Origin of the sequence: Lichenicola cladoniae, assembly GCF_013201075.1 — a bacterium.
GTDB lineage: Bacteria > Pseudomonadota > Alphaproteobacteria > Acetobacterales > Acetobacteraceae > Lichenicola > Lichenicola cladoniae.
In genome coordinates, this window is record NZ_CP053708.1 from 1,415,136 (window position 1) to 1,435,777 (window position 20,642).

Here is a 20,642-nt window from a genome sequence, read left to right on the forward strand (position 1 = left end):
ATGAACATCGCGCATCGCGAGCCCATGACCCAGGAGGAGTTCTTCGATTGGGCAGGGGCCCAGGAGGGGCGCTACGAATTCGATGGCTTCCAGCCTGTCGCCATGGTCGGAGGAACCGGAAATCACGCAAGGATCATCCGGAACATCAACTTCCAGCTGACCGGTCGCCTGGGCGATGGACCCTGCGAAGCCCTCGCGTCCGACGCCGGTATCCAGACCGTCGGGAACAGGATCCGCTATCCGGACGGGGTCGTCACATGCAAGCCGTTCGACGGAACCCGCCACATCGTCCCCGAGCCGGTGATCGTGTTCGAAGTGGTCAGCGCCAGCAGCGCGCGCGACGACCGGAACGGCAAGCTGCGTGAGTATCATGCAGTGCCATCGATCAGGCGCTACGTCCTGGTCGAGCAGTCGGTGATGGTGCTGACCGTGTTCTCCCGACAGGGCGCTCAGCCATGGAGTGCCGTGTCGCTGGGCGAGGGGGATACGTTGGTGCTGCCCGAGATCGGCGTGGAGATCCCGGTTTCGGACATCTATCGACGCGTCGACTTCGCCGAACCCGGTGTTGAACAGGGCGACGGCTAGCTCCCGGTCGATCCGAGTTACGGCCCGGCGAGCTGCCCGATATTGCGCAACAGTACGGCTGCCAGCAGCGATATCGCCGTCAGGCCGTATAAACCGAGCAGCAGCAACCGCCACGGACCGGGCGCGGTATCCAGAACCACACGAAGCAGGCGGCTCGACCGGCGCACGACGATGATCGCGCACACCGCCGCGAGCAGCAGCAGCATGACCCGCCGCTGTCCGGGGTCCGTCCAGAGATAGGCGAGTGCCGGGAGGATGAACGCCGTCCCCACCAGCAGCCCGAGGATCGTGGAGGCGATCGCCGGAACCAGGATCCTGGCCCAGTCCGGCGCCGTCTCCAGCCAGTGCTGGAACCTGCGCGTCGAGCCCGGCTCGCTCACGCAGCCCGCCGGAAGCGACCTCCGCCGGACCGGCTGCGCGCCGCATCCTCGTCGAACAGTTCGGACAGCTTGGCCATCATGGTGCCGCCCAGTTCCTCGGCGTCGGTGATAGTGACGGCGCGGCGGTAATAGCGGGTCACGTCGTGGCCGATGCCGATGGCGATCAGCTCGACCGCTCCGCCCTTCTCGATCTCGGCGATCACCTCGCGCAGATGCTGCTCCAGGTAGCTGCCGGAATTGACCGACAGCGTGCTGTCATCGACCGGTGCGCCGTCGCTGATCACCATCAGGATGCGCCGGCTTTCCTTGCGTCCGAGCAGCCGTCGGTACGCCCAGGTCAGCGCCTCGCCGTCGATGTTTTCCTTGAGTAGGCCCTCGCGGAGCATCAGCCCGAGATTGCGGCGCGCCCGGCGCCACGGCATGTCGGCCGCTTTGTAGATGATGTGGCGCAGATCGTTCAGCCGGCCCGGCTCGCGCGGCTTGCCCTCCGCCACCCAGCGCTCCCGGCTCTGCCCGCCCTTCCAGGCGCGCGTGGTGAAGCCGAGGACCTCGACCTTCACTGCACAGCGTTCCAGCGTGCGGGCCAGGATGTCGCCGCACATCGCCGCCACGGTGATCGGACGGCCGCGCATCGAGCCGGAGTTGTCGAGCAGCAGGGTGACCACGGTGTCGCGGAAATCGGTATCGCGCTCGTTCTTGTAGGAGAGCGACAGCATCGGGTTCACCACCACCCGGGCAAGCCGGCCGGCATCGAGAATGCCTTCCTCCTGGTCGAAGTCCCAGGCGCGGGTCTGCTGCGCCATCAGCTTGCGCTGCAGCCGGTTGGCGAGCTTGGACACCACGCCCTGCAGGTTCAGCAACTGCTGGTCGAGCTGCTGGCGCAGGCGGGCGAGTTCCTCGCCGTCGCAGAGCGTCTCGGCCGCGACTTCCTCGTCGAACTGCTTGCTGAAGGCGCGATAGTTGGTGCCGACGCTGGCCTGCTGCGGCTCGCGCTGCTGCTGCGGGCCGCCGGGGCGATCCTCGCCTTCGGCGGCGCCGGCTTCCTGGTCGGTTTCTTCCTGCTCTTCCGGATTGCCGGCGCTGGCGCTTTCCGGCTCGGCACCCATGCTGTCTTCGGAGTGGCCTTGGCCCTGCTCCTGTTCGGGAGAGGGCGGCTGCTCCGGCTCGGGCTGGTCCTCGCCATCGCCGGGCTCGGATTCGTCCTCCTCCTCTTCCTCGCTTTCGAGCTCCATCTCGGCAAGGTCGTAGGCGGCGAGCAGTCGGCGGGCGGCACGGGTATAGGCCTGCTGGTCGTCCTGTACGCGGGCCAGTTCGTCGAGCGCGCGGTCCGCGTCGGCGGCCAGGGTGTTGCGCCACAGATCGAGCACGCGTGCCGCCCGGGCTGGAGCGGGCTCGCCGGACAGCCGTTCGCGCGCCAGCATCGACAGCGCCGCAGCCACCGGTAGCTGCTCGCGCCGGGTCATCCGGTCATAGCCGGCAAGCTCGCATTCCTGGTCGAGCCGCGACTGCAAGTTGGCCGCAACGCCGGTCATGTGCCGGGCGCCGACCACCTCGATCCGGGTCTGCTCCAGCGCGTCGTACACCTCGCGTGCATCACGCGGCGTCGGTGTGCGGGCGGCATGGACGACGCTGTCGTGATGGCGCAGGCGAAGCGCCGCGGAGTCTGCGGCACCGCGCATCTTGGCGATCTCGGCAGCCGGCAGCGACCGGCTCGGCGCGGGCAGGCGGACGCGCTTCTCCCCGACCTGGGGCGGACCGGCCTGGAACGTGACCTGCACGTCCTTCTTGCCGCCGATCGCCCGGAGCGCGCCGGCGGTGGCCCGCTTGAACGCCTCGCTGCGGGTGTTCTCGGCGCTCATCGCCGCCCGCTCACTTCGCCTTCAGGAGCGTACCGAGGAACAGTTCCTCGTTGAAGCAGCGCTGGTAGTACTCGGCGACGGTGGCCCGCTCCGCCTCGTCGCACTTGTTGAGGAAGGTGAGGCGGAAGGCGAAGCCGAGGTCACCGAAGATGCGTGCGTTCTCGGCCCAGGTCAGCACCGTCCGCGGCGACATGACGGTCGAGATGTCGCCATGGATGAAGCCGGCACGGGTGAGGTCGGCCAATGCGACCATGCTCTCGACGTGTCGCTTCTGCGCCATGTCGCGCCCGTCCCAGCCGGTCTTGGCCAGCACGATCGCGGTCTCCTGCCCATGCGGCAGGTAGTTCAGCGTGGTGACGATGTTCCAGCGATCCATCTGCCCCTGATTGATCTGCTGGGTGCCGTGATAGAGGCCGGTGGTATCCCCCAGGCCGACGGTGTTGGCGGTGGCGAACAGCCGGAACGAGGGGTGCGGGCGGATGACGCGGTTCTGGTCCAGGAGGGTCAGGCGCCCCTCGACCTCCAGCACGCGCTGGATCACGAACATCACGTCCGGACGCCCTGCATCGTACTCGTCGAACACCAGCGCGCATGGATGCTGGAGGGCCCATGGCAGCAGCCCCTCGCGGAACTCGGTGATCTGCTTGCCGTCCTTGAGGACGATCGCATCCTTGCCGATCAGGTCGATGCGGCTGATGTGGCTATCGAGGTTGATGCGGATGCAGGGCCAGTTCAGGCGCGCCGCGACCTGCTCGATGTGGCTCGATTTGCCGGTGCCATGATAGCCCTGGATCATCACGCGGCGGTTGTATGCAAAGCCCGCCAAAATCGCGACCGTGGTCTCGTAGTCGAATTTATACGCCGGATCGATGTCCGGCACGTGCTCGGTGCGCAGCGAGAACGCCGGAACCTGCAGGTCACTGTCGATCCCGAACAGTTCGCGCGCGCTCACCACCACGTCCGGCGCCGACAGCATGGATGTCGGCGGCAGCCCCTCGGTGCCGGCATCGCCAAGATCGGAGCTCGGATGGGCGCCCCCGCTCCGTGCGTCGCGTTTCATGGCGGTGGCAGGGGCAGCCATGTCAACGATGTCGTCCATGTAGGTCGGTATCCCGTTCATTCCTGTCGCATGCGGCTGCCGGCTGGTTCCGCTCAGCCGGTTTCCGCAAGGCTCGTCTGTCGGGCTTCTGTCAGGTGAACCCGCAGAGCCGTGTATGCTACGTTGATCGTCTTGAGCCGTTCCTCTGCCGCCCGGTCGCCGCCGTTCGCATCCGGGTGATGGCGCCGCGCCAAGTCCTTGTAGCGGGTCTTGACCTCCTGAAGCGATACCGGCCATCCCAGTCCGAGCGTCTCGAGTGGCTGGCGCAGCGCTTCGGGCCGATGATCGACCTTCTCGCGAGCGCGCCTGCGGCCGCGGACGCGCGCATCCGCATTGCCACGCAGCACGCCGAGCGGATCGAGCACCTGCTCCTCGTCGAGCGGCGCACCTCCGCCCAGATGGCCGAGGCGCCAGGACGGCCGGTTCCAGGACACGTCCGCCCGCAGGTGGGCTTCGATCTGACCCGGGCTCATGCCCTTATAATAGTCCCAGCGGGAGTTATACTCGCGTACGTGATCGAGGCAGAACCAGAAGTAGTCGGTAAGCGTTTGCCGGGAGCGCGGAGCTCTGTAGCCAGCCCTTTCCGGGCAGCCGGGGATGTCGCAATGCCGGTCCGGCGCTGCCGGATCAGGGTCGAAGGCCCTGTGTCGCTGGTTCCGTCGCATCATCACGGCGTTTATGTGCGCGCTGTTTCACCTCGCGCAAGAGGAAGTCGACCCGCCGACGAACGCCATGCCCGGCGGTAGAGGCCATGCTAGAAGGAGAACGGCGTGAACGACGCGATGTCCGGCCACGAAAAGGTGAGCGGCAATGACCAGGAAAGTGCCGCCTCCATGCCGCAATCGCGCTCCGAACGGATGCACGCGTGCCTCAACACCTGCTTCTCACCCCGGTTGATGGAGGTTGTGGACGAGAGTGCCCTCCACGCCGGGCATGCCGGGATGCGGGAGTCTGGTGCGACCGGAGAGACGCATTATGCGATGATGGTGGTTAGCGAAGACTTTTGCGGAACCAGCCGGGTGCAGCGCTCCAGGATGGTTCACGACGCGCTTGAGCCTGAATTTCGCCGCGGTTTGCATGCATTATCGCTCAGTCTGCGAACTCCCGAGGAGCACGCGCTTCGGGAGAAAGCCGTTTGAGCGCCGTTCGTACCTGGCCTGGCAGTCAGTCAATTCAGTGATCGCAACTCTATTTAGAGACTGCTGCAAGACAGGTGGATGATGGCCGATTTCGACGATACGATGCCGAGCTCGACCTCGATACGCTATAATGGCTACTTCGACCGTTATGATGCCGGATGCGCTTCCGGTTGGGTGACCGATCTGCGGTCTCCACTCGACGTCGTCACCCTGACCGCGATCATCGATGGCGTGCAGCAGGGGACTGTGTCGTGCGAGGGGGTACGCGAGGATGTCCGTGGGGCGCTAGGCCTGTCGTCGGCCCTGGTCGGCTTCAGCTTCGACATCCCGGAAGAGTATCTTGACGGCGAGCCGCACGTCATCAGCTTCCTGTTGCCGGACGGCACGATCCTGCCGCACATGGGCGAAGCCGGGCTCAGCGGCCTGAACCCGTCCTACGAATTCAGCGACGTTCCGGTGGTGACCATCCAGGGCAACGTGGACGGGCTCGTGCATAACGCGTTGCGCGGCTGGGTGCTGCGCAAGGTCGGACGAAGCACGGTCGCCGAGGCCCGTTGCGACGTCCTGATCACCTGCGACAATGTCAAGATCACGCAGCTCAAGGCGGACCGCTTCCGTCGCGACGTCGGCAACGTGCTCGGTTGCGACCCGAACTGCGGCTTCGAATATGCCATCCCGCACGTGTTCATGAAGGACTACGCACAGAAATTCCGTTTCTTCGTGCTGCCCGAGATGATCGAGCTGGACAACAGCCCGTTCGTCACCAGCACCGTGTCCGATTTTCTCGAAGGCAAGCTCGTCTCGATCTCGAACGATATGAGCCGCTTGTATACGGACATGGAGAAGCTACGCCGGCAGATCGGCTCGCTGCTGCCGAGCCAGGGCTATCATCTCGGAGACTATGATCGCTGGGCGCGCCGCTACTACGAGAACCTGCGCGCCCGGGTCGCCGCCGAGCGTCGGGCGCTGAAGCAGGCCGGCACGCTGCCGGCGGAGCCGCTGGTGACCGTCATGGTGCCGACGTACAAGCCGCTGCTGTCGGATTTCGTCGCCGCGATCGAGAGCGTGGTCGCCCAGACCTACGACAACTGGGAGCTCATCATCGTCGATGACGGCTCGAAATCGAAGGAGATCTCGGACCGGATCGACGAGTTCTGTGCTGCCGACAAGCGCATCCGCTGCATCCGTTCGAAAAAGAATGCCGGGATCGCCAAGGCAACCAACATCGCGATGGAAGCGGCACTCGGCGAGTGGACCGTGTTCTTCGACCATGACGACCTGATCGTCGACGTGGCACTCGAGGTCATGGTTCGCGCCGCCCAACGCACCGGCGCCAGGCTGCTCTACTCCGACGAGGACAAGATCGACCAGGCCGGCTACTACCTGGAGCCGAACTTCAAGCCGGACTGGAACTACCGCTACATGCTCGGCTGCAACTACGTCTGCCATCTGACGGTCATCGAGACCGCGACGATGCGCAAGGTCGGGCTGCTGAAGAAGGAATACGACGGCGCGCAGGATCACGACTTCATCCTGCGCTGCTCCGAACTCCTAGCTCCCGCGCAGATCGCCCATGTGCCCGAGCTGCTCTATCACTGGCGCCTGACCCCGAACTCCACGGCTTCGGACGTGTCCAAGAAGGGCTATGCGGTCGACGCGGGTGTTCGCGCGGTCGGCGACCACCTCAAGCGCAAGGGCCAGGTGGCGAACGTGTCGTCGATCAACGGCCTGACCATCTACGGGGTCGAATGGATCCCGCAGGTCCAGCCGAAAGTGTCGATCATCATCCCGTTCCGCGACCAGATCGAGACCACGCGCCACTGCGTCGCCAATCTTCTTGAAAACACCGTCTACGACAACTTCGAGATCGTGCTGGTGAATAACTGGTCCACCTCGCCCGACGCCAAGCAGTTCTTCAAAGATCTTCGCGGGATCGACAATATCCGTGTCCTGGATGTCATCGAGGATTTCAACTACTCGCGGCTGAACAACCTCGCCGCGGATGGCAACGATGCCGAGTTCTTCGTGTTCATGAACAACGATGTGTTCATCAGCGACGAAGGCTGGCTCGACCGCATCCTGGGCGAGGCGCTCTCCGACGAGAAGGTCGGCATCGTCGGCGGCAAGTTCCTGTATCCCGACAAGACCGTCCAGCATGCCGGCGTCGTCGTCGGCACGCACGGCGTCGCGGCGCATATCCATCTCGGCATTCCCGACGATGATTACGGCTATATCGGCCGGGCGCGCCTGAGCCACGATCTGGTGGCGGTGACGGCGGCCTGCATGATGATCCGCGCCGACGTGTTCCGGCAGGTCGGCGGTTTCGACGAGGAGCATCTCAAGATCGCCTACAACGACGTCGATCTCTGCCTCAAGGTCTATGAGAGCGGCTATCGCGTGGTGTGGTGCGCGGAGTTCGTGGCCGAGCACCACGAGAGCCTGTCGCGCGGCAGCGACATGCGTCCGGACCAGGAGGCACGCTTCTTTCGCGAGCAGCAGACCATGTACGAACGCTGGGGCGACAAGCCGTTCTTCAAAAGCGATCCGTTCTTCAATCCCAACTTCTCCCGTGTCGACCGTCTGTTCTACGACCTGGAAGATCCGGCGCGGGTGCGTGCGGATGCGGTGCAGGGCGGGTGAGGGACGTGACTGCCACCCGGAGGTTTCGACGGTGTCTCGTTCCCGCGGCGCTGCTGTTCGGCCTGTCCGCCTGCGCGCTCGGACCCCTGGCGACACCGCACACGCCGGCCGAGCAGGTCAGTATCGGCGAGGCCCAGTCGGCGCTGGACGGGATGCGCGGCCTGTCCGCGAAGTTCGTCCAGGTCGGGCCGGGGGCACAGGGTGCGTCGGGACTGGCCTGGTTCGAGACCGGTCATCTTCGCCTGGACTACGCGGCCCCGATGCGCCGGATCGTGGTGGCAACGCATGGCCGGCTGATCGTGCATGACGAGGCGACCGATGCCACGACCCGGATTTCGCTGGCTGCCAACCCACTCGGCCTGCTGCTGTCCGGTCCGGTAAGGCTGTCCGGCGAGATCGACGTGACCGACATACAGCGCAGCCCGACCTCGTTGCAGTTGTCGCTGACCCGGGCCAGCAATCCGGCCCAGGGCCTGCTGACCCTGTTCTTCGATGTCGGGAGCCAGGGATCTCTGCTGTTGTCCGGAATCGAGGCGGTGGATGCCGAGCGGCATCGTACCCGATTCCATCTCTATGATCAGAAGGTCGGGCAGGCGCTCGACGAAGGGCTGTTCACGCCGCCCGGATCGTAGGAACCCCGCCGCCGAAGCACTCGGGCCAGCAGGCGGCGAGTGCGAGGTCGACATCCTGCATCGTGGCACCGTTGCCCAGGGCGCGCAGGCTGGTTACGCCATGCTCGCGTATGCCGCACGGGACGATCCCGTCGAAATGAGACAGGTTCGGGTCGACGTTGATCGAGACGCCGTGCCAGGTGGTCCAACGCGTCAGTCTCACGCCGAGGGCCGCGATCTTGGCATCCCGGCCGGTGCTCGGGTCGGTCACCCACACGCCGATCCGGCCGGTGCGTCGCCCGGCCTCGACGCCGAGCCTGGCGAGGGACGCGATCAGCCACCGTTCGAGCGCCGTCACATAGGCGCGGACGTCCATCGGCGGCAACGGTCCGTGGGGAACGTGCAGGTCCAGCATGACATAGGCCACGCGCTGGCCGGGGCCGTGGTAGGTCCATTGCCCGCCGCGACCGGCCTCGAAGGTCGCGAAGCCCAGCGGGTTGAACAGGTCCTCTGGACGCGCCGACGTGCCCGCGGTGAAGGTCGGCGGATGCTCCAGGAGCCACACCCGTTCCCCGTCGGGATGGTCCCTCAGGTCGTCGATGATCTTGCGCATCCGGTCCATGCCGTCCGGGTAGCCGACAAGGCCTCCGCTGCGCTGCCACGCCGGCTCAGGCACGATCCGGCGGCGTGTTGGAACGGTGATTGCGGTGAGGTCGTCCATCGTCTATACGGCGCTCCGTCGCCCCGGATATGGCCCATGGGTCCCGGGATGTCACGGTGCGGTCGTGGCGGAATGGTAGACGCGCAAGCTTGAGGTGCTTGTGGGGGAAACCTCGTGGAAGTTCGAGTCTTCTCGACCGCACCAAAGTTTCATTTATTTTCGGCAATAAATGCGGCCGGGATGTGCCCGGGTAACCGGGTCACACATTGCGGCTGGTCGCGCCGCATGGCACGCTCCTTCGTCCTGATGCTGTAGTTTCGGATCGGCATCCAAGCGAAGGTAGATAATGTGATCAAGCCCTTACGTAAGGCAGTGCTTCCGGTCGCGGGGCTCGGGACGCGCTTCCTGCCGGCCACCAAGGCGATGGCCAAGGAGATGCTGCCGGTCGTGGACAGGCCGCTGATCCAGTATTCGATCGATGAAGCACGGGCTGCGGGCATAGAGCAGTTCTGCCTGATCACCGGGCGTGGCAAGACCGCGCTGGTCGAATACTTCGATCGCGCGTTCGAGCTCGAAGCGACCTTGAAGGAACGCAACAAACCTGAGGCGATGCAGGCGCTGAAGGAATCCAGCATGTTGCCGGGGACGATGCTGTCCGTGCGCCAGCAGGAGCCGCTCGGCCTCGGCCACGCAATCTGGTGCGCCCGGGCATTCATCGGCGACGATCCGTTCGCCATCCTGCTGCCTGACGATATCGTGCTGTCCAAGACACCGTGCCTGAAGCAGCTTGCCGATGCCTACCAGCAGACCGGCGGCAGCGTCGTCGCGGTGACGGAAGTGCCGCACGAGCAGACCAACCGCTACGGCATCCTGAAAGTCGGCCAGGATGACGGGACCATGGTCGAGATCACCGGGCTGGTCGAGAAGCCGGACCCCAAGGACGCACCCTCCAACCTCTCGATCATCGGCCGTTACGTGCTGACGGCAGACGTCATCACCCACCTCAGCCGGCTGGAGCGCGGCGCCGGCAACGAGGTGCAGCTCACCGACGCGATGGCCAAGATGATCGGGACCGGCCCGTTCCACGGCCTGCGCTTCGAAGGCCGCCGCTTCGATTGCGGCGACAAGATCGGCTTTCTCGAGGCGCAGATCGCGTTTGCCCTGGAGCGGCCGGACCTCGGCCCGGCGGTCAGGGAATTCCTCAAGACCTACGTGGACAGACTCTGATGGCCTTCAACCATGGTTTCTCGGCGACCAGCCTGCGCGAGTACGATATCCGCGGGATCGTCGGCCAGACTCTCCATGCCGCCGACGCCTTCGCGATCGGCCGGACGTTCGGCAGCATCGTCGCGCGCAACGACGGTAAGACCGTTGCGGTCGGCTATGACGGGCGGCTGTCCTCCCCGGAACTCGAACAGGCGCTGGTCGAGGGGCTGAAGGCCTCCGGCATGGAAGTGCTGCGGGTCGGCCTCGGTCCGACGCCGATGCTCTACTACGCGGCGACCACGCTCGAGACCGACGGCTGCATCATGGTCACCGGCAGCCATAATCCGCCGAACTACAACGGCTTCAAGATGATGCTGGGCCGCAAGCCGTTCTTCGGCCAGCAGATCCAGGAACTCGGCCGCCTGTCCGCCGCCGGCGACGTGGTTGCCGAGGGCACCGGGTCCGATCGTGCGGTCGATGTCAGCCACGACTACATCGCCCGCCTGATCTCGGACTGGGACGGCGGCGACCGGATCCTGAAGGTGGTGTGGGACAACGGCAACAGCTCGGCCGGCGACATCCTGACGCGCCTGGTGCGTTCGCTGCCCGGCGAGCACACGGTGCTCAACGGCGACATCGACGGGACCTTCCCGGCACATCATCCCGATCCGACGGTGGCCAAGAACCTCGAGCAGCTGATTGCCGCGGTGGCCGAGAAGCAGGCCGATATCGGCATTGCCTTCGATGGCGATGCGGACCGGATCGGCGTGGTCGACAACAAGGGCCAGATCCTGTGGGGCGACCAGCTCCTGGTGGTGCTGAGCCGCGACGTGCTGCGTACCCATCCGGGCGCCACCATCATCGCCGACGTGAAGGCGAGCCAGGTGCTGTTCGACGAGGTCCAGCGCGCCGGCGGCGTGCCGCTGATGTGGAAGACCGGTCACTCGCTGATCAAGGCCAAGATGGCCGAGACCGGCAGCCCGCTTGCCGGCGAGATGTCCGGTCACGTGTTCTTCGCCGACCGCTGGTACGGCTTCGACGACGCGCTGTACGCCGGCGTTCGGGTGCTCGGCATCCTGGCGCGCATGGACGGCCCGCTGTCGGACGTGAAGGACGCGCTGCCGCATGCGGTCAGCACGCCTGAACTTCGCTTCGACTGCGACGACACCCGCAAGTTCGGGGTGATCGACGAGGTCGCTGCCCGCCTGAAGCAGACCGGTGCGCAGGTTTCCGCCATCGACGGCGTTCGCGTGCGGACCGCCGATGGCTGGTGGCTGCTGCGTGCCTCCAACACCCAGGCGGTGCTGGTGGCGCGTGCGGAAGCATTCAGCGACGAGGGGCTGGAGCGACTGAAGGCAGAGCTGGTGCATCAGCTCGAGGCGTCGGGGCTGGAGGCACCGGATTTCTCCGGTGAGAACGCCGGCCACTGAACCAGGATCGAGCACGACCGGCCCGCACATGAGCGAGCCGGTCGCGATCATCGACCCGCCCGATGGGGCTGTGCTGATGCACATCGCATCGCCCGGCTTCCGGGCCGTGGAACCGGACATCATCAATTCCGAACTGACGCCGGCCTCGGTCTATGCAGCCGTCGCGGCGCAGCGTGAGCCGGTGTTCGCGCCCCGTACCGTGACGGCCTGGCTGTTGCAGGACGTGTTCGTGGCCTGCGAGGGCCTGGTGTTCGACCACCACGGTGCCCTCTACGGTCCCAGCATCACCCAGCATGCCCCAGCCGAGATCGAATGGGCGGCGGGGCAGGTTCGCGAGGCGATTGCCGGTGCCACGGTGCCCGGGCATGACGGCCCGCTGGTGCTCGGCAAAAAGCGCGGTGCCGCCAACTACGGTCACTGGCTAATGGAAATGCTGCCGATGCTGCACCTGGTGCTGTCGCGGGTGCAGGGAGATCGGCTGGGTGTGCTGGTCCATGATATCCACGACCCGCAACTCGGCGAGGTAATGCAGAGCAGCATGCGCCTCGCGGGGATCGCGGACGAACAGGTGCGCGTCTCGAACCGTTTTCCGGTACGGGTGCGCCGGTTGATCCTGGTGGACGGACTGACCCGGCACGGAACCTACATGTCGCCCCTGGTGCGGGCGTGCCATGACCGGCTGGCACATGACAGCCGGGGGACCGGCCATGAGCGCGTGTTCATCGCCCGCGGCATCGGCATGCGCCGCGATTTCGCCAGGGCGGCCGAACTCGAGGCGCTTGCGGAACGAAAGGGGTTCCAAGTGTTGAGGACGGCCGGAACCACGCTGCAGCAGCAGATCGGCGCGGTGCGTGACGCGCGGGTGATCGTCGGCGCGATGGGGGCTGCGATGACCAGCATCGCGTTCGCCAGGCCAGCCGCGCAGGTGCTGGTATTCGCCGGTGCCGCCATGCCGGACACGTTCTTCTGGTTCGTCGCCAACCAGTTCGGACACCGCTACCGGGAAGTGCGCTGCCGCCAGACGGAAGTGGAGGCGGGCGCCTCGTACGATCGCGACCTGCTGATCACCGATGCCGAGTTCGGGCGCCACCTCGCCGCCGCCTGACGCGGTGGGCCGCGTCGTCCGTGCCTTGTCCTGGCGCGAGCCGGAGCAGGCATTCGAGCATGTCCGCGACGATCCGCATCTGGTCTGGCTCGACAGCACCGGACCCGTCGGCCCGCGCAGCCGGTATTCGTATCTGTGCGTCGACCCGTTCGAGATCGTCAGGACCGGGCCCGGCGAAGATCCGTTCTCGTTGCTGGCGGATGCGCTGGCACGCTGGCCGGAGCCTGCCGGCGATGCAGGTCCGATGCCGTTCATGGGCGGTGCCGTCGGGCTGCTCGGCTATGGGGCGGCCCATCATCTCGAACGGCTGCCACGCCGTCATGCCGACGATCCGGATGTGCCGGAGTTCTGGTTCGGACTGTTCGACCTGGTGCTGGCGTTCGACCGCGCGGAAAGCCGGTGCTGGCTGATCTCGACCGGGCGACCGGAGCGGGACCGAGACAGTCGCTCGAACCGGGCCCGCGCGAGGGCGGACTGGCTCGAGAACCGTCTCGCCAAGGTTCTGCCGGTTCGGTGCACGCCGCAGCCCGAACTTGTCTGGACGCCGGACCTGTCGGCCGAAGCCTATGCGGCGATGGTCGAGCGTGGCCTCGACTACATCCGCGCCGGCGACATCTTCCAGGCCAACCTGACCATGCGGCATGTGGCAGTGCGACCGCCGCAACTCGATGCGGGGTCGGTGCACCTGGCCCTACGCCGGATCAATCCGGCGCCGTTCGGAGCCTATCTCGCCTGGGCACCGGGATGCGCCTTGTGCAGCACCTCGCCGGAGCGGTTCATCCGGCTCGAAGCGGACGGACGGGTGGAGACACGGCCGATCAAGGGGACGCGCCCGCGGCCATCGGACCCCGGCCGAAACCCGGAACAGGATCGTCAGGAAGCGGCCCTGCTGATGTCCAGCTCCAAGGACCGGGCGGAAAACCTGATGATCGTCGACCTGATGCGCAACGATATCGGGCGCGTGGCCGAGTTCGGCAGCGTGACGGTGCCGTTGCTGTGCGAACTGGAGACGTTCGCGACGGTGCATCACCTGGTCTCGTCGATCACCGCGAAACTGCGGCCGGACGCCGACGCGGTGAGCCTGCTCCGCGCGACATTTCCCGGCGGTTCGGTGACCGGCGCACCGAAGATCCGGGCGATGGAAATCATCGACGAGCTCGAGGCGTCGGCGCGTGGTCCCTATTGCGGGTGCATCGTCTGGATCGGGTTCGATGGCGCCATGGACAGCAGCATCGTGATCCGTACGCTCGTCCTGACCGGTCGGCAGGTGGTGGCACAGGCGGGCGGCGGCATCGTTGCGGACTCGGTCGCGGCACAGGAACATGACGAGATGCTGACCAAGGTGGCGCCGCTGCTGTCGGTGTTTTCGCGGACCGGGCGGCCGACATGAAGGACTGGTGCGACGGCAGGCTGCAGGACTCGGCAGCCGTGCGGATCGCGCCGGACGATCGCGGCTTCACGCTGGGCGACGGGTTGTTCGAAACGATCCGGGTCAGCGATGGCGCGGTCGTTCATGGTCGCCGGCACCTGGCACGGTTGCGCGAAGGTGCTGCCATGCTCGGCATTCCGGCTCTGCGGGACGACGAGGCGATCGAGGCGGCGATGCATCAGGTGCTGGTGGCGAACAGGGTCGCGCAGGGCAGCCTGCGGCTTACCCTGACGCGCGGGCCAGCACCACGCGGGGTCGCTCCACCGGCATCGCCGCGCCCGACGATGCTGATCACGGCCGCGACCGGGCTCACCATGCATGGTCCGGTCTCGTTGATCGTCGCCGGCGAGACACGGCGAAACGAGTTCTCGCCGCTGAGCCGGATCAAGTCGCTGAACTATCTCGACAGCGTGCTGGCACGGCAGGAGGCGTCGCGGAAAGGGGCTGACGACGCGATTTTGCTCAACACGCGCGGCATGGTCGCCGAGACCAGCGCCGCGAACCTGATTGCGCTGATCGACGGCGTGCTGGTGACACCGCCGGTCGGTGACGGCGCGCTCCCCGGCATCGCGCGCGGGCTGCTGATCGACAGAGGACTGGTGATGGTTGCGCCGATCGGCCCGGACCGTCTTGGCCATGCCGAACTGCTGGTTGTGTGCAACAGCCTGGGCCTGCGCGGTGTCGTTTCGCTCGATGGACGCAGCCTGGAAGTGCGTCCCGACCTGATCGAGCGTCTGACGATCGGGATCAGGGAACCGTGATGGAGTTCTTCTGAAAGATGCAGTGCTCGCCCGGCATCGATACCAGGGCGGTCGTCAGTCCGAGCACCGTCTCCGCGCCGCCGAGATAGATCACCCCGTCGGGCGCAAGCTGGCGTGAGATCGCCTCGAGGGTCCGGGTCTTGGTTGCATGATCGAAATAGATGAGAACGTTGCGGCAAAAGATGATGTCGAAACGACCGAGGCCGGAAAGGTCGGACAGCAGGTTCCATTCCCGGAACCCCACCATGTCCCGCAGCGCGCGATTGATCCGCCAGCCGGCATCCTCCTTTTTGAAATATTTGACCAGGAGCCGGGCCGGCAATCCGCGCTGGACCTCGAACTGCGAGTAGAGGCCTTCCTCGCCCCGGGCCAGCGGTGTGCGTGCGATATCGGTGCCGACGATCTCGATCACCCGCCCCGCCAGGACGGGCCCCATCTCGCTGATCAGCATCGCCAGCGAATAGGCTTCCTGGCCGGTCGAAGCGGCGGCCGACCAGATACGCAGAACAGCACCTTTCGGCCGATCGCGGTGGAGCATCGGCAACAGCACGTCCCGCAGGTGATCGAAGGGCCGGCCATCGCGAAAGAACAGCGTCTCGTTGGTGGTCATCGCCTCGACCACCTCGCGCTCGAGTCCGGAATCGGTACGCATGCGATCGGCGAGCACCTCCAGGCTAGGGAATTCCCGGCGCTTCAGGATCGGTTCCAGGCGGGCGCGCACCAGATAGTCCTTGTCGGCACCGAGCGAGAGGCCGGATCGCAGCTTGAGAGTGGCGGCAATGGCGTTGAAGCTGCTCACAGGCGGATCGCCAGTTCGTCGATCTTCGCGGCGATCCGGTCGAGCGGCAGCACCGCGTGGCACAGGCCTTCGCGCGCGACGGCTCCGGGCATGCCCCAGACGACGCTGGTGGCTTCGTCCTGGGCCAGCACGGTCCCGCCTGCCTCGACCACGAGCCGGGCGCCGGCCGCGCCATCGCGCCCCATGCCGGTCAGGATCACCGTCAGTATCCGGCCCTGGCAGGACATGACCGCACTGCGCAGCATCGGATCGACCGATGGCCTGCAGGAGTTTTCCTGCGGCGTCTGCGCGAGGCGGGCGACCAGATGCTCGCCGATGGCTTCCACCAGAAGATGCCTGTCGCCGGGGGCGACATAGGCGTGGTTCGGCCGTAACCGCATGCCGTCTTCCGCTTCCACGCAGGGGCGGTGGCCGATCCGGGCCAGGTGTTCGGCCAGGCTCCGGGTAAAGAACGGCGGCATGTGCTGGGTAATGACGATCGGCTGCGCAAGCGTCCGGGTCAGGCCGGCGAGCAGCGTGAACAATGCCTGCGGTCCGCCCGTGGAAGTCCCGATCGCCAGCAGCAGCGGGCGCGACCTGCCGGCCGGCCGCAACGCGATTGCCGGTCCAGCGGGCGCGGCGAGGGTGGATGGGGCGATGCGCTGTCGCAGCCGGCGTCGGCCCAGCACCAGGACGCGTGAGCGGATATCGGCGGCAAACGTGTCGCGGGTGTCCGCCATCGGCTTGTGCAGGCAGTCGGCGGCGCCGGCCTGGATCGCCCGGATCGCGATCGCGGCACCGGCGGTGGTCAACGCGGATGCGACGATGATCCGCACCGTCGGGTCCACCTGCAGCAGCAGGGGCAGGGCGGTCAGTCCGTCCATCACCGGCATCTCGACATCGAGGATGATCACGTCGGCCGGGATCAGCCTGAGCGTCGCGACCGCGACGGCGCCGTTGGCGACGCTGGCGACGATCTCGATGTCCGGATCGACCTGCAGGGCCCGGATGATCAGGGTCCGGACGACGCTTGAATCGTCGCACACCATGACCCTGACCCCGGACCGGAGCGGCGGGGCTGCCGGGATCGAATTCATGCCGGCGCCGGCGCCGGCGCAGTGGCGGTTGCGCCGGCGATCTTGCCCAACAGGATGTCGGCGTCGAAGGGCTTCATGATGAATTCCTGTGCGCCCGCCTCCATCGCCGCGACGATATGCTCCGGATCGTTCTCGGTGGTGCAGAGGATCACCCGAGGCTGGTCGGCGCCGAACTCGAGGCGGATCGCCTTCAGGCACTCGATGCCGTTCATCCGGGGCATGTTCCAGTCCAGCAGCACGTAGTCCGGCCGGTGGCGTCTGCAGGCTTCCAGGCCCTCGGCGCCGTCGGACGTCTCGACCACCCGCAATCCCGCATCCTCGAGGATCGTCCGGGCAATCCGCCGGACGGTTCGGCTGTCATCGACGATCAGGCACAGGAGCCCTGCACTCGGGGCGATCATGTCGGCAGTGCCAGCAGGCGTCCGATGTCGAGCACGACCATCAGGTGGTTGGGCAGGCGGAACACGCCGTTGCTGAACTCGCGCCAGGTCGGCGAGAAATTCGGTGGCGTCTCCTCGATCATGTCGACGCGCAGGCTCAGCACGTCCTGCACCTGGTCGATCAGCAAGGCATAGAGGACGCCTTCATGTTCCGCGACCAGGGCCACGCAGTCGGCGGTGTCGGCTGCCGGCTCCAGCCCGAGCCGGCAGCGCGTGTCGATGGTGGTCACCACGCGGCCGCGCAGGTTGATGTTGCCGGCAATTTCGGGCGGCGCCAGCGGCACGCGCACGATCTTGCTGTTGGTGATGACCTCGCGAACCGCCAGCACGGGAACGCCGCACAGCTGTCCACCGAGTATCAGGGTCACGAAGCCCTGCTCCTGGCGGTCGTCGTCCGGTGCCTCGTTACCGCCGTGGTTACGGTCGCTTGAACGGATCTTGTCGGCTTGGAAAGACATGGCCGGGTTCCCGTTCAGGCGGCAATGGATCGGGACAGGCACTGCTCGAGACTGGTCAGCAATTCGTCGCGTTCGAACTTGCGGATCATGTCGGTAAAGCCGGCGGCGCGTGCCTCCTGCACGAGGTCGCTGCCGCTCAGCGCCAGCAGGGGCAGATCGACCCACTGGCCGCTCTCCCGCACCGTCCGGGCAAAACCGAGCCCACCCATGCCGGGCATCTCGATATCGGACACGATCGCCTCGAAGCTGCGTCCGGCCTCGCGGAATTCGAGCGCCCTCTCGGCCGAGTCCGCGACGGTGACGTCGTAGCCGGCCGCCGCCAGGGTTGGTGCGAGCAGCTGGCGGAAGAAGCTGCTGTCGTCGATCACCAGCAGGCGCGGCTTGCGGAGGTTCCGCGACGGCGCGGCCCGGAACCAGTTGCCAGACGCGCGGGTGAGCCAGAAGGCGGCATCGACGATGTCGGTGGCCCGGCTGGCGATGACCGCGGTGCCCAGGAACCCCAGCCGCTGGGAGCCGGGCTCGACCTGCAGATCGGTCGCGACCACATCCAGGATCTTCTCGACCAGCAGGCCGGCCGGCTTGCCGTCATTGTCGAACACCAGCACCGGATGCGAGGCAGCGCGGCCGGTGGTGCCCAGGGCGAGGGCCACGATGTCGACCGTGTCGTCGAGCGTGATGATCGGCATGAGGTTGCCGCGATACTGGACGATGACGCGCCCGCCCGACACTTCCAGCCGGTCCGTCTCGATGCTTTCCAGCCGGGAGATCAGGGAAAGCGGGATCGCCTTGGGCGCCCCGATCCCGGCCTCCACGAGCAGCATGTCGATCCGGTCGACGTCCGCATGGTCGTCGTCGGGTACGTGCCGGATCTGGCTTTTCTTCGTGGTGTCCAGGCCGGCATGACGGGCGATCCCGGTGGGATCCAGGATCATGATGACGGCGCCATCCTCGAGGATGGTATTGCCGCCGAACAGCGGGATATGCCGCAGCACCGGCGACACCGGCTTGACCACGATCTCCTTGGTATCGAACACGCCGTCGACGATCAGGCCGATGCGGACACTGCCGACCGCAATGACCGCCACCATGTCCATCGCGGGCACGGTCGCATCCTGCGCCGCGTCCTGAAGCTGCAGCAGCGAACCGAGCCTGATCAGCGGCAGCAGGCGGTCGCGCAGCCTGAGTACGGAGGCGCCATCGACGGTCTCGATCCTGGTATCGGAGTCGGCGCGTGGCAGCACCACCTCGACGACGCTGGTCTGCGGGATCGCGAAACGCTCGCCGGCCACGCCGACGATCAGGGCCGAAATGATCGCCAGGGTCAGCGGGATCTTGATCAGGAAGCGGCTGCCCTGGCCGAACACGCTGTGCAGCTCGATCATGCCGCCGATCTGCTCGATATTGGTCTTCACCACGTCCATGCCGACGCCGCGGCCGGAGACCGAGGTTACGGCTGCAGCGGTGGAAAATCCCGGCTGGAAGATGAAGCGCCGGATCTCTGCGTCGCTCATCGCATCGATCTGGGCGCGGGTGGACATGCCCTGCGCGATCACCTTCTCGGCGATGCGGCGCACATCGATGCCGCGTCCGTCATCCTCGATCTCGATCACCACGTGGCCACCCTCATGACGGGCGGTGAGGGTGATGGTGCCGACCGGCGGCTTGCCGGCCCGTTCGCGTTCCGCGGGTGTTTCCAGCCCGTGATCCGCGCTGTTGCGGATCATGTGGGTGAGCGGGTCCTTGATCAGCTCGAGCACCTGCCGGTCGAGCTCGGTCTCGGCGCCATGCATGACCAGGTCGACGCGCTTGCCGAGATCGTGCGCCAGGTCGCGCACCTGCCTCGGCAGCATGTTCCAGACATTGCCGATCGGCTGCATGCGCGTCTTCATCACGCCTTCCTGCAGCTCGGTGGTGAGGTGCGAGAGACGCTGCACCGGGCCGGTCAGCTCGGCATCGCCCCTGGTGCGCAGCTGCTGCAGGAACTGGTTCCGGGTCAGCACCAGCTCGCTGACCAGCGTCATCAGGGTTTCCAGCACATCGACCGACACCCGGATCGTCTGGCCCCGCATCGGCCCGGAATCGGTTCCCTGGTCCGGCGGGCCCGGCGGCGCGACCGCGATCGCGTCCGGCACCGGCAGCGCCGGCGCGCCGACCAGCGCGAGCGTCGATGTCGGGACCGGGATGATCGCGAGCGAGACCGGGCGCGGCACGGCCGGGCTCCGGCCTTCGGCCAGCGCATTCAGTTCGGCGATCAACGGCAGGTCGTCACCGGGCGGTTCGGCTTCGGTGCGGGTGATGGTGTCGACGATCAGGCGTATCCGGTCGATCGCCGACAGGATCAGGCCGATGCCGTCGGCGGTGACGGTCAGGCTGCCGGTTCGAAGCTTGTCGAGCACGGTTTCGCTGGCATGGGCGACCCGTTCCAGCCGGGGAAGCCCGAGAAAGCCGCAGGTACCCTTGATGGTGTGGACAAGCCGGAAGATCAGCGACAGGGTCGGCTGGTCGTTCGGTGTACGCTCCAGCCGGACCACGGCGAGGTCGAGTTCCGAAAGGCTTTCGGAGGTTTCGGTTAGAAAATCGGCCAGGAGATCGTCCAAGCGGCACTCCATCGGGCTTGCTGTTGCCGCCGATGATGCGCATGCGCTTACGAACGAATGGTAAATGCGAGGACGATCTACGCGACCCGGCGCAGTCGAACCGCCGGTCCGGCAACCGCGTTCAGGAGACCATGGTGGATAGCGTCCCTTTCAGATCCTTGGTCGAGCCGGGCCAGTGGGTGCGTCATCCGGATCGTCCGGAGTGGGGCGACGGGCAGGTGCAGTCCGCCGTCGGCCCTCGGATCACGGTCAATTTCGAGCACCAGGGCAAGGTGTTGATCAACGCAGCCCTGGTCGACCTCGACATTCTGGGCTAGCGCCCAATCTGTTAGCCAGTCGTGCAGGCCGGCATTCGCCGATGCACGCT

Annotated in this window: 20 protein-coding genes and 1 tRNA gene; 11 read left to right on the plus strand and 10 right to left on the minus strand. The window is 66.4% G+C overall.

From position 1 onward, the window contains the following. Positions 1-585: a Uma2 family endonuclease gene (locus HN018_RS06450; RefSeq protein ID WP_171834716.1), complete on the plus strand. Its 585-nt coding sequence runs from the start codon at positions 1-3 to the stop codon at positions 583-585. Between the two features lie 17 nt (positions 586-602). Here the strand turns inward: HN018_RS06450 and HN018_RS06455 are convergent, their stop codons facing one another. The 4 genes from HN018_RS06455 to HN018_RS06470 form a co-directional block, all read right to left on the minus strand. Beyond that, positions 603-965 (minus strand): hypothetical protein, encoded by a 363-nt coding sequence (locus HN018_RS06455; protein ID WP_171834717.1) that lies wholly within the window; start codon positions 963-965, stop codon positions 603-605. After that, positions 962-2,824 carry a cobaltochelatase subunit CobT gene (gene cobT / locus HN018_RS06460; protein WP_171834718.1) on the minus strand — a complete coding sequence of 621 codons (1,863 nt, stop codon included), beginning with the start codon at positions 2,822-2,824 and terminating at the stop codon, positions 962-964. The genes HN018_RS06455 and cobT overlap by 4 nt, the downstream gene beginning before the upstream one ends. 10 nt (positions 2,825-2,834) lie before the next feature. Further along, the gene (gene cobS, locus HN018_RS06465; protein WP_239479256.1) at positions 2,835-3,800 is read right to left on the minus strand and encodes a cobaltochelatase subunit CobS; all 966 of its coding nucleotides are present in this window, start codon (positions 3,798-3,800) and stop codon (positions 2,835-2,837) included. 176 nt (positions 3,801-3,976) lie between these two features. Then, positions 3,977-4,594 (minus strand): J domain-containing protein, encoded by a 618-nt coding sequence (locus HN018_RS06470; protein ID WP_239479067.1) that lies wholly within the window; start codon positions 4,592-4,594, stop codon positions 3,977-3,979. Between the two features lie 99 nt (positions 4,595-4,693). Here HN018_RS06470 and HN018_RS06475 point away from each other — a divergent pair, with 99 nt between their 5' ends. From HN018_RS06475 to HN018_RS06485, 3 genes are all read left to right on the plus strand, one after another. Then, entirely contained in the window at positions 4,694-5,062 is a 369-nt protein-coding gene (locus HN018_RS06475; RefSeq protein ID WP_239479069.1) for a BolA family protein, read from the plus strand. Between the two features lie 78 nt (positions 5,063-5,140). Further along, positions 5,141-7,702 (plus strand): glycosyltransferase family 2 protein, encoded by a 2,562-nt coding sequence (locus tag HN018_RS06480; RefSeq protein ID WP_171834719.1) that lies wholly within the window; start codon positions 5,141-5,143, stop codon positions 7,700-7,702. 5 nt (positions 7,703-7,707) lie between these two features. Further along, entirely contained in the window at positions 7,708-8,334 is a 627-nt protein-coding gene (locus HN018_RS06485; RefSeq protein WP_171834720.1) for a LolA family protein, read from the plus strand. Here the strand turns inward: HN018_RS06485 and lipB are convergent. After that, a complete protein-coding gene (lipB, locus tag HN018_RS06490; protein WP_171834721.1) occupies positions 8,315-9,034 on the minus strand; it encodes a lipoyl(octanoyl) transferase LipB in 720 nt (239 codons plus the stop codon). The genes HN018_RS06485 and lipB overlap by 20 nt on opposite strands. A 58-nt stretch (positions 9,035-9,092) precedes the next feature. On the opposite strand from lipB, the gene HN018_RS06495 reads away from it, so the two are divergent. The 6 genes from HN018_RS06495 (at position 9,093) to HN018_RS06520 (ending at position 14,905) form a co-directional block, all read left to right on the plus strand. Beyond that, a tRNA-Leu gene (locus HN018_RS06495) sits at positions 9,093-9,178 on the plus strand. 144 nt (positions 9,179-9,322) lie between these two features. Further along, positions 9,323-10,201 carry a UTP--glucose-1-phosphate uridylyltransferase GalU gene (gene galU / locus HN018_RS06500; RefSeq protein ID WP_171834722.1) on the plus strand — a complete coding sequence of 293 codons (879 nt, stop codon included), beginning with the start codon at positions 9,323-9,325 and terminating at the stop codon, positions 10,199-10,201. Beyond that, positions 10,201-11,610, plus strand: coding sequence for a phosphoglucomutase/phosphomannomutase PgmG (gene pgmG, locus HN018_RS06505; RefSeq protein WP_171834723.1), 1,410 nt, complete (start codon positions 10,201-10,203; stop codon positions 11,608-11,610). Before galU ends, pgmG begins: the two co-directional genes overlap by 1 nt. A gap of 28 nt (positions 11,611-11,638) precedes the next feature. Then, positions 11,639-12,715 (plus strand): glycosyltransferase family 61 protein, encoded by a 1,077-nt coding sequence (locus HN018_RS06510; RefSeq protein ID WP_171834724.1) that lies wholly within the window; start codon positions 11,639-11,641, stop codon positions 12,713-12,715. Next, positions 12,681-14,105, plus strand: a complete 1,425-nt coding sequence (locus tag HN018_RS06515; protein ID WP_171834725.1) for an anthranilate synthase component I family protein — start codon at positions 12,681-12,683, stop codon at positions 14,103-14,105. Before HN018_RS06510 ends, HN018_RS06515 begins: the two co-directional genes overlap by 35 nt. Next, positions 14,102-14,905 (plus strand): aminotransferase class IV, encoded by an 804-nt coding sequence (locus HN018_RS06520; RefSeq protein WP_171834726.1) that lies wholly within the window; start codon positions 14,102-14,104, stop codon positions 14,903-14,905. Before HN018_RS06515 ends, HN018_RS06520 begins: the two co-directional genes overlap by 4 nt. On the opposite strand, the gene HN018_RS06525 is transcribed toward HN018_RS06520, so the two are convergent. Genes HN018_RS06525 through HN018_RS06545 form a run of 5 tightly spaced genes read right to left on the minus strand, consistent with a single transcriptional unit; the run spans position 14,892 to position 20,275 of the window. Continuing rightward, positions 14,892-15,704 carry a CheR family methyltransferase gene (locus HN018_RS06525; protein ID WP_171834727.1) on the minus strand — a complete coding sequence of 271 codons (813 nt, stop codon included), beginning with the start codon at positions 15,702-15,704 and terminating at the stop codon, positions 14,892-14,894. The genes HN018_RS06520 and HN018_RS06525 overlap by 14 nt on opposite strands. After that, a complete protein-coding gene (gene cheB / locus HN018_RS06530) occupies positions 15,701-16,780 on the minus strand; it encodes a chemotaxis-specific protein-glutamate methyltransferase CheB (protein ID WP_239479090.1) in 1,080 nt (359 codons plus the stop codon). Before cheB ends, HN018_RS06525 begins: the two co-directional genes overlap by 4 nt. Beyond that, on the minus strand, positions 16,777-17,181 hold the full coding sequence (locus HN018_RS06535; RefSeq protein WP_171834728.1) for a response regulator: 405 nt from the start codon (positions 17,179-17,181) through the stop codon (positions 16,777-16,779). The genes cheB and HN018_RS06535 overlap by 4 nt, the downstream gene beginning before the upstream one ends. Next, positions 17,178-17,678 carry a chemotaxis protein CheW gene (locus HN018_RS06540; RefSeq protein ID WP_171834729.1) on the minus strand — a complete coding sequence of 167 codons (501 nt, stop codon included), beginning with the start codon at positions 17,676-17,678 and terminating at the stop codon, positions 17,178-17,180. Before HN018_RS06540 ends, HN018_RS06535 begins: the two co-directional genes overlap by 4 nt. A gap of 14 nt (positions 17,679-17,692) precedes the next feature. Continuing rightward, positions 17,693-20,275 carry a hybrid sensor histidine kinase/response regulator gene (locus tag HN018_RS06545; RefSeq protein WP_171834730.1) on the minus strand — a complete coding sequence of 861 codons (2,583 nt, stop codon included), beginning with the start codon at positions 20,273-20,275 and terminating at the stop codon, positions 17,693-17,695. 131 nt (positions 20,276-20,406) lie between these two features. On the opposite strand from HN018_RS06545, the gene HN018_RS06550 reads away from it, so the two are divergent. Further along, on the plus strand, positions 20,407-20,592 hold the full coding sequence (locus HN018_RS06550) for a DUF3553 domain-containing protein (RefSeq protein ID WP_171835002.1): 186 nt from the start codon (positions 20,407-20,409) through the stop codon (positions 20,590-20,592). Positions 20,593-20,642: the final 50 nt, after the last annotated feature.

Coding starts and splice junctions, on each gene's coding strand:
- HN018_RS06450 (WP_171834716.1), top strand. CDS start 1: ATGAACATCGCGCATCGCGAGCCCATGACCCAGGAGGAGTTCTTCGAT.
- cobT (WP_171834718.1), bottom strand. CDS start 2,824: ATGAGCGCCGAGAACACCCGCAGCGAGGCGTTCAAGCGGGCCACCGCC.
- cobS (WP_239479256.1), bottom strand. CDS start 3,800: ATGCTGTCGGCGCCGGACGTGGTGGTGAGCGCGCGCGAACTGTTCGGG.
- HN018_RS06480 (WP_171834719.1), top strand. CDS start 5,141: ATGATGGCCGATTTCGACGATACGATGCCGAGCTCGACCTCGATACGC.
- lipB (WP_171834721.1), bottom strand. CDS start 9,034: ATGGACGACCTCACCGCAATCACCGTTCCAACACGCCGCCGGATCGTG.
- pgmG (WP_171834723.1), top strand. CDS start 10,201: ATGGCCTTCAACCATGGTTTCTCGGCGACCAGCCTGCGCGAGTACGAT.
- HN018_RS06510 (WP_171834724.1), top strand. CDS start 11,639: ATGAGCGAGCCGGTCGCGATCATCGACCCGCCCGATGGGGCTGTGCTG.
- HN018_RS06515 (WP_171834725.1), top strand. CDS start 12,681: ATGCCGAGTTCGGGCGCCACCTCGCCGCCGCCTGACGCGGTGGGCCGC.
- HN018_RS06520 (WP_171834726.1), top strand. CDS start 14,102: ATGAAGGACTGGTGCGACGGCAGGCTGCAGGACTCGGCAGCCGTGCGG.
- cheB (WP_239479090.1), bottom strand. CDS start 16,780: ATGAATTCGATCCCGGCAGCCCCGCCGCTCCGGTCCGGGGTCAGGGTC.
- HN018_RS06535 (WP_171834728.1), bottom strand. CDS start 17,181: ATGATCGCCCCGAGTGCAGGGCTCCTGTGCCTGATCGTCGATGACAGC.
- HN018_RS06540 (WP_171834729.1), bottom strand. CDS start 17,678: ATGTCTTTCCAAGCCGACAAGATCCGTTCAAGCGACCGTAACCACGGC.
- HN018_RS06550 (WP_171835002.1), top strand. CDS start 20,407: ATGGTGGATAGCGTCCCTTTCAGATCCTTGGTCGAGCCGGGCCAGTGG.